The organism is Phenylobacterium sp. (assembly GCF_030654915.1).
Taxonomy (GTDB): domain Bacteria; phylum Pseudomonadota; class Alphaproteobacteria; order Caulobacterales; family Caulobacteraceae; genus Phenylobacterium.
The window spans coordinates 1-7,502 of the sequence record NZ_JAURWM010000212.1; the positions used below are offsets into that span (position 1 = coordinate 1).

The window sequence follows — 7,502 nt, forward strand, 5'->3', positions numbered from 1 at the left end:
CGGACCACGCAGGAGAAACTCACCAAAATCATCCTCGACGGCGCCAAGCTTGACGCGACGCGCTGGCCCAACTTGCCCGCAAGAATGATCGGCGACCGCCACCGCGACCCGCCGCCGCCCGATCCCAGGTCAAACAAGGCCCGAGAGGACCGGTTCTGGGCGGTGGAGGCGCCACGGCTGCTGAAACTCGCGCTCCGATCGGATCCGTCTGCTCAACAATCGGCGGCATCACTTCCTTCGCCCCTCGAACCGGAGGCCGCAGCGGCCGCAGAGCGAAAACGGGAAGAACACGCCCCTCCCCCATCGCTTCGTGGGGTCACGTTGGCCAAGCCAGCGCCTCTGCGTCACCAAGACAAGCCCGTCACGGCGACACTTGCGCCGGCCTATCGGGTCTCCGGCCGCTAGCTGACCACAATGCTGCACTTGGTGCGCGCCGGTGGTCTTTAGGCGGCGGCCCGCCCACTCGCGCGCTAGCGCACCGGCTTTGGCCTTACGCGCAACTCATCGGCTGCATCGGCCGTGTCGAGAAGTTGTTTGGCCAATTCGCGCAGGGCGTTAGGCGTAGTGTACAGGTAGGCCTTCTTGGTGTGCGCCCTCCCGGCCGAAATCGGCTCGGTAGACAAGAGCGCCCGGACTTCCACGAGGCCAAGCAGGACGGGGCGCAGATCGATCTCCAGGTCGCGGGAGCCGCGCACGTTGTCGGAAGACTGCAGAGTTATGCCGCCCCAACCGAGTAACGGCTGCTTCGTCTCGCCGTCACATCGGACGTAGACTTGGTGACTATTCGCCTCCTGACGCTCCTCGCGTCGCTCCCGCGCCCAGCGGGTCATATTCTCGTCGGGTCCGCTCATATTGCTAGCCTAGCGCCGAGGGGCGCTATCGTCCCACCGCTCATCGAGATTTGATCAACGCCCCTGGCCACCCCCTCATCGCGCGGCCCAAGCGCTTCCAGAGCGCACGCGGTTTATCGACGGGCCGACATTTCGCGCGGCAGGCGCGAGCGGACCTAGTCTGCGAAGCAATCAACAATCTGATCTTGCAATAGCAGGCGTCACCCCGCATCACGGACCCTCGTTTGGACTCGGGGTCGACCCGGGTGGCTAGCCTGGGCGCCGATCCCCCGGGAAACCTGACCGTCGTAGATCTTCGGCCTTTCGAGGCGAGACGACGATCATTGATTACAAGTTCCCATGTCGCTCGTCGCCAATGCGCGCCAGCAATGGCTCGCCAATCCCCGCCGTGACCTGCTTGCGGGCACGGTTGTCGCCCTGGCCTTGATCCCAGAGGCGATCGCCTTTTCGATCATCGCCGGGGTCGATCCCGCCGTCGGGCTCTACGCCTCGTGCATCATCGCCGTGACGATCGCCTTCGTCGGCGGCCGTCCGGCGATGATCTCAGCCGCCACGGGGGCCATGGCCCTCCTAATGGTGACGCTCGTCAGGCAGCATGGCCTGGAATATCTCTTCGCGGCCTCAATCCTGTGCGGCGCCTTCCAGATCGTGATCGGCGTCTTGAGACTGGGGCGCTACATCAAGTTTGTATCGAGAAGCGTGATGACCGGCTTCGTCAACTCGCTGGCCATCCTCATCTTCCTAGCCCAGATGCCGGAGTTGATCGGCGCCAACTGGCAAACCCTCGCCATGGTCGGCGCCGGGCTGGTGATCATTTACGGCTTCCCCTTGCTCACGAAGGCCGTTCCCTCGGCCCTGGTAGCTATTGTGACGCTCAGCGTCTTCGCCATCCTCGCCAACATCGATGTTCGCACAGTCGGCGACATGGGGCAGATGCCGACCACACTGCCAATGCTCCATCTACCGAGCGTCCCGTTGACCTGGGAGACCCTGGCCATCATCGCGCCCGTCTCGGCGACGCTCGCCTTCGTGGGCCTTCTTGAGAGCTTGCTGACCGCAAACCTGATCGACGACATCACCGATACGCCGTCTGACAAAGATCGCGAAACCCGCGGCCAGGGCGTCGCCAATATCGCCTCGGGCCTCTTCGGCGGCATGGCCGGCTGCGCGATGATCGGTCAGTCGATCATTAACGTCACATCGGGGGCCCGGGGCCGCCTTTCCACCCTGTGGGCCGGGCTGCTCCTACTCTTCCTCATCTTGGTCCTTCAAGATTGGGTGGCGCGCATTCCCATGGCCGCCCTGGTGGCGGTGATGATCATGGTCTCCGTTGGTACGTTCGATTGGAGCTCGTTACTGCGTCTACGGTCGACGCCGTTGCAGTCCTCGATCGTCATGATCGCAACCACGGCCACAGTCGTGGCGACCCACGACCTCTCAAAGGGCGTCGTTCTCGGCGTGATCCTCAGCGCGGTATTCTTCATGCGCAAGGTCGGAAAGACCATCGAGGTGCGCGAGGCCGCCGCGCCCGAAGGTGAACTCCGCTACGTCGTCGCAGGTCAGTTGTTCTTCGCCTCGGCGGACCTGTTCGCGGCCAGCTTCGAGCACCATGGACACCCCAAGCGGGTCGAGATCGACCTCTCCGATGCCCACATCTGGGACCTCACCGGCGTCGCGGCCATCGACAAGGTCATTTTTCGGTACCGCCGGCAGGGCGCCGTGGTCGAGGTGACGAGCGTGAACAGCGCAACACAGTCCCTCATCGACAAGGTCGGGCGCCACAACAGAGCTTGGCTCCCGTCGCCGGGCTCCCACTAATGGCGGAGCCACATATGCCCATATTCGCGCTACCAGGTCCGACGGAATGCTGTCGGCGCTCGGCAACGGATGTACATGGCCCGAAAAGCGCTGACGCGTCGAACGGGCGGGCGCGCGTCACGTTCGTAGCATTCCAGTTGGCCGGGAACAGGCCCGCAGTTCAGTGGCTACGCCTAGAAAGCGCGTCGACCTCGCCCCCCGTTGAGGCCGGCGCATTCCGTCTCGTGTGGGACCCGACAGAACCACCCGATTGTCCTATGTCGATGGCTTGATTTCAATCCGCACGGAAGGCCGCGCCGCCGACCGTGGGCATATCGGCCCGGCCGGTTGCTCGGCGGCTAGCCCGCCTATTTCTTAGCACCAAACCCCGACAGAGCTGCTCCGACCTCCAACGGGAAGGGAAACACGATGGTGTTGCTACGGTCGTTGGCGATGACGGAGAGCGCGCCAAGATAGCGTAGCTGCATGGCTTCCGGCTGCTGGCCAAGGATTACAGCGGCCTCATATAGCTTCTGAGCGGCCTGCTGCTCGCCCTCGGCGCTGATGACCTTCGCTCGGCGTTCACGTTCCGCCTCGGCCTGACGAGCGATGACGCGGATCATGCTCTCGTCGATGTCGACGTGTTTGATCTCGACGTTGGCCACCTTGACGCCCCAGGCGTCGGTCTGGGCGTCGAGGATCTCCTGGATATCGTTGTTGAGCTTGTCGCGCTCGGCCAGCATCTCGTCGAGGTCGTGCTTGCCAAGCACCGAGCGCAAGGTGGTTTGGGCGAGTTGGCTGGTGGCCTGCATGTAGTTCTCGACCTGGATGGTCGCGCGCTCGGGGTCGATAACGCGGAAATAGAGCACAGCATTGACCTTCACCGACACGTTATCGCGCGAGATGACGTCCTGGGCGGGAACATCCAGAACGATGGTGCGCAGGTCGACGCGAACCATCTGTTGGACGAAGGGGATCAGCAGAATGAGCCCGGGTCCCTTCACCCCTGTGAAACGCCCAAGAGTGAAGACCACGCCACGCACGTATTCGCGCAAGATTTTGATCGCCGCAGCGAACACGACCAACAGTAGGATAATGATGGGAACGTAGACGACGAGAGTGGTCAGCATTGAAAATGCTCCTCGGCTAAAGGGGATCGTCGCGATCGTCCGGCGCCACTGTCAGGGTGAGGCCGTCGATCGCCAACGTCCGCACCCGATTTCCGGGCGTAAGCGGCGCGTCTGAAACCGCGCGCCAACGCTCGCTGCGCGTGAAAACGTGGCCACTCCCGTTTTCCCAGTCGAGGACCCGCCCGAAGCCGTTCAACATCTCCTCGCGTCCGCTCACGACGGGCCGGCGACGCGAGACAAACGCCAGCCTCAGGACCAGCAGGCTGAAGGCGAGGCTCATCGCCGCCAGGCTGGCGAGGAGCGGAAGCGAGAGAGCGAAGCCGGGCGCCTGCGTATCGATCAGGATCATGCCGCCCAGCAGGAAGGCCGCCACACCCCCGATGCCGAGCACCCCGAACGAAGGCGCATAGGCTTCGGCGACCATTAGCCCGATCCCAACGAGAACCAGCGCCAACCCGACGTAGTTCACGGGCAGAATGGCCAGAGCGTATAGCCCGACGAGGAGGCTGATCGCCCCGATCACGCCCGGATAGAGCGATCCTGGGTTCATGAATTCAAACAGCAGGCCGTAGATTCCGACCATCATCAGGATGAGCGCGACATTGGGGTTGGCGAGCACCGCCAGCAGCCGGTGACGCCAATCAGGGCGGAGTTCCTCGATGGCCAAGCCGCCCGTCGAAAGGGTCATCAGCGCGCCGTCCACAATGACCCTGCGGCCATCGGTCTTCTTCAGAACTTCGGCGACATCGCGCGCGGTGAAGTCGATCACATTCTCCCGCGCCGCCGCGGCTGCGCCGAGGCTTGCAGCTTCCCGTACGGCCCGCTCCGCCCAGTCGGCGTTTCGTCCGCGCAGTTCCGCCAACGCGCGAATATAGGCCACAGCGTCATTGATCGCCTTGGCCTTCACCGTGTCGACCGCGGGCTGCGGCGCTTCTGCCTTTGGCGCCGCCGGGCTCCCCTTGGCGCCGGGCGTCACCGGCGTCTCGCGCGGTTGCAGTCCGGGAAGAGCGCCGATTTCAATGGGGGTCGCCGCCCCAAGGTTCGTGCCAGGCGCCATGGCAGCGACATGACTGGCGAAGAGAATGTACGTCCCAGCGCTCGCGGCGCGCGCGCCGCCCGGCGCGACATAAGTTGCGACCGGGACCGGCGAGGCGATGATCTCCTTGATCATCTCGCGCATGGAGGTGTCGAGGCCGCCAGGCGTGTCCAAGCGCAATACGACGACCACGGCCCCGCGGCTCCTGGCCGTGGCAAGTCCACGTGCGAAGTAGTCAGCGCTTGCAGGACCAAGTACGCCGTCGAGGTGCAGCACGACGGCGAGGCGACCGCTCCGTGGGGCGGCGGCCATGGAGGCCGCGGCGAAGCCCACCGCAATCAACAAAACCCAGAACAGTCGAAGCAAATTGCGGCGAACAGCGCCTCGGCGAGAGGTTGCCTCGCGCGAGGTCATGACAAGAGATTGACACCTCAGGCCGGGCGTCACAACCCTGTTCTCTCCATCCGCGCCCATACATCACGAGATTATGTATGAACGGGCGTTGGACGGCAGTATTGGACTGCCGATTCTCATCTGGAGAACAAATGGTGCCTCTTGAATTCTGATGCCTTTATTTGGCCATGGCGCTCGGGCTCGTCCACATGGCGGCCGCATCCTTCAGCTTCAAGGCTCAGGCGGGCAATCGCTACACCGTCGGGCCGCGCGACGAGGACGTTCGACGCATCGGCGTTGCAGGTCGGCTGGACCGCGCACAACGCAATTTTCTTGAGACGTTTCCAATTTTCGTCGCTGCGGCGCTCATAGTCGATGCTCTCGGCGAGGCCGGCCCGGTCAGCGCTGCGGGCGCGGTGCTCTATCTGACCGGCCGCTTCATCTACCTCCCGCTCTATGTCTGGGGCATCCCCTGGCTGCGCACGTTGAGCTGGAATATCGCCACGCTCGGCCTAACCCTGGTGATGGCCCAGGTCGTCCTGTGAGCTTCTGCGACGTAGGCCCAGGAGCAGGAGGTCGTTCCGGGCGCGCTTGTAACGCCGCCGAGCACCAGACCTCGCCATGCGCGGAACCCGGCGCGATGAGAGCTCACCTCTTGCGACCGCTCTGCCCGCCAGGATCCGCCTACTAGCAGTTTTTCGGGTCGGGTTGAGGGTTTCAGCCCGTATTTCACCGAACTGACCTGCCACACAGTGCTTTGCGGAGGCATCCATGAACCTTCTCACAAGCTGGGTGGACAGCGCACCCTTGGCGGTCTTAGGCGCGGTCGGGCTTGGCCTGATGGTGCTTGCGGTCATTGGCGGCGCGAAACTTCGCGAGCGACATGATCGGTTCAAGGCCGCAGCCAACGATGTCGAGGACGGCCAAGAGACCTATGTCGTGTCGGCGGTGTTGGGCCTGCTGGCGCTGTTGCTTGGCTTCACCTTTGCGCTCGCAGTCGACCGGTATGAGACCCGACGCGCGTTGGTCGTCGAGGAGGCTAACGCCATCGGCACCGCCTATCTACGCTCTCAGCTCCTCGGCGAACCCCACCGAACCCGCCTGTCTCGGCTTCTCGTCGAATATACGGACAATCGCCTCGTTCTGGCCAAAGCCGGGCCGGGCCGAAACGCGCCGCTTCTCAAAGAAAATGACCGGCTCATCACTGAGCTTTGGGCCGCGACCGCTTCGGCTTTCGTGACAATCGAGGATCTCGACTTTTCGAGCGCCTACGTGGATTCGATGAACGCCCTTATTGATCTCGACACCGCCCGGAAGGCGGCTCGCATGGTTCACGTACCCACCGAGGTCTTCGTCGTCCTGATCATCTATATCGTGGTCACCGCCGCCGTCCTTGGCTACGTCCTCGTGGGACGACGCGGACGGGGGTCAGCAGCCATCATGCTGGCGTTACTTGGCATGTCATTCCTTCTGATCATTGATGTTGACAGGCCTACCCGCGGCGGCATTCGAGAGACCCAAGCTCCGATGGAGCAGCTACGCGACTCTCTGAAGGCTCAATCGCCCGCCGTCTTCGACCATTGGCGCCTCCTGGACGCAAAAGCGTCCAGCCCCCAGTCCAAATAGCGTCCAGTGGTGCTGGCCGCCCATGCGAATATCAGGCGACGGACTGCCGGCCTCAGCGGCCGTTTTGCTAGGCCGCGCAGCCACATCACGAGGTGTTTGACGGCGGGGTTTCGGAACCCAATGACGCAGCTAAGTGCGACTGGTAGACCGACCGCACTCAAGCTTCAGGGTATAGATGGCAAGCCATTCACGACCGCGCTCAGCGCTGCGTAGCTTTTTCGTCAGCGAGGCCGCCGGCGGCTTGATCCTCATGGCCGTCGCCATGGTGGCGATCATCGTCGCCAACTCACCACTAGCGAGCGTCTACTTCAGGACACTCCATACCCCGGTCGCTGGCCTGGATGTCTTGCACTGGATCAATGATGGTCTGATGGCCATGTTCTTCCTGTTGGTTGGCCTGGAAATCAAGCGCGAGGTCCTGGACGGACAGCTATCGACCTGGTCGCGGCGTATCCTTCCCGGCGTCGCCGCCGCGGGCGGCATGATCGCTCCGGCGATCGTTTACCTCGCTGTTCAACGCGGCGACCCGACGACGACACATGGTTGGGCGATCCCCGCCGCCACCGATATCGCCTTCGCTCTTGGCATTCTGTCCTTGCTCGGGTCGCGTGTCCCGGTATCCCTCAAGGTGTTTCTGACGGCGCTCGCCATCATTGACGACCTCGGCGC

The 7,502-nt window shown here is 63.4% G+C and carries 7 protein-coding genes, 1 pseudogene and 1 other annotated feature; of the genes and pseudogenes, 5 read left to right on the forward strand and 3 right to left on the reverse strand.

Features of this window, described 5'->3' with window-relative positions; genetic code table 11:
• Nucleotides 1–405 (forward strand): annotated as a pseudogene (locus Q7T84_RS10765) (hypothetical protein); the annotation flags it as partial.
• Nucleotides 406–470: 65 nt separating this feature from the next.
• Here the strand turns inward: Q7T84_RS10765 and Q7T84_RS10770 are convergent.
• Complete coding sequence (locus tag Q7T84_RS10770) at nucleotides 471–851, reverse strand: hypothetical protein (protein ID WP_304808611.1); 381 nt, start codon at nucleotides 849–851, stop codon at nucleotides 471–473.
• Nucleotides 852–1,074: 223 nt separating this feature from the next.
• Nucleotides 1,075–1,130, forward strand: a sequence feature (sul1 is cis-regulatory element that is thought to sense ions involved in sulfur or methionine metabolism; They are found in Alphaproteobacteria).
• A 60-nt stretch (nucleotides 1,131–1,190) separates the two neighbouring features.
• On the opposite strand from Q7T84_RS10770, the gene Q7T84_RS10775 reads away from it, so the two are divergent.
• Nucleotides 1,191–2,669 (forward strand): SulP family inorganic anion transporter, encoded by a 1,479-nt coding sequence (locus Q7T84_RS10775; protein ID WP_304808613.1) that lies wholly within the window; start codon nucleotides 1,191–1,193, stop codon nucleotides 2,667–2,669.
• 347 nt (nucleotides 2,670–3,016) lie between these two features.
• Here Q7T84_RS10775 and Q7T84_RS10780 read toward each other — a convergent pair whose 3' ends face one another.
• Both Q7T84_RS10780 and Q7T84_RS10785 read right to left on the reverse strand, forming a co-directional pair.
• Entirely contained in the window at nucleotides 3,017–3,778 is a 762-nt protein-coding gene (locus Q7T84_RS10780; protein WP_304808615.1) for a slipin family protein, read from the reverse strand.
• Between the two features lie 16 nt (nucleotides 3,779–3,794).
• Complete coding sequence (locus tag Q7T84_RS10785; RefSeq protein WP_304808617.1) at nucleotides 3,795–5,126, reverse strand: nodulation protein NfeD; 1,332 nt, start codon at nucleotides 5,124–5,126, stop codon at nucleotides 3,795–3,797.
• A 269-nt stretch (nucleotides 5,127–5,395) separates the two neighbouring features.
• Here Q7T84_RS10785 and Q7T84_RS10790 point away from each other — a divergent pair, with 269 nt between their 5' ends.
• The 3 genes from Q7T84_RS10790 to Q7T84_RS10800 all read left to right on the forward strand — a co-directional run.
• On the forward strand, nucleotides 5,396–5,752 hold the full coding sequence (locus Q7T84_RS10790; RefSeq protein ID WP_304808619.1) for an MAPEG family protein: 357 nt from the start codon (nucleotides 5,396–5,398) through the stop codon (nucleotides 5,750–5,752).
• A 226-nt stretch (nucleotides 5,753–5,978) separates the two neighbouring features.
• Nucleotides 5,979–6,833, forward strand: a complete 855-nt coding sequence (locus Q7T84_RS10795; RefSeq protein WP_304808621.1) for a hypothetical protein — start codon at nucleotides 5,979–5,981, stop codon at nucleotides 6,831–6,833.
• Nucleotides 6,834–7,008: 175 nt separating this feature from the next.
• Nucleotides 7,009–7,502: Na+/H+ antiporter NhaA (locus Q7T84_RS10800; RefSeq protein WP_304808623.1), on the forward strand; the 494-nt coding region annotated here is incomplete at its 3' end.

Bases quoted from the DNA above. Each gene is read 5' to 3' on its own strand.
- Q7T84_RS10770 (WP_304808611.1), bottom strand. From the start codon at position 851: ATGAGCGGACCCGACGAGAATATGACCCGCTGGGCGCGGGAGCGACGC.
- Q7T84_RS10775 (WP_304808613.1), top strand. From the start codon at position 1,191: ATGTCGCTCGTCGCCAATGCGCGCCAGCAATGGCTCGCCAATCCCCGC.
- Q7T84_RS10780 (WP_304808615.1), bottom strand. From the start codon at position 3,778: ATGCTGACCACTCTCGTCGTCTACGTTCCCATCATTATCCTACTGTTG.
- Q7T84_RS10785 (WP_304808617.1), bottom strand. From the start codon at position 5,126: ATGGCCGCCGCCCCACGGAGCGGTCGCCTCGCCGTCGTGCTGCACCTC.
- Q7T84_RS10790 (WP_304808619.1), top strand. From the start codon at position 5,396: ATGGCGCTCGGGCTCGTCCACATGGCGGCCGCATCCTTCAGCTTCAAG.
- Q7T84_RS10795 (WP_304808621.1), top strand. From the start codon at position 5,979: ATGAACCTTCTCACAAGCTGGGTGGACAGCGCACCCTTGGCGGTCTTA.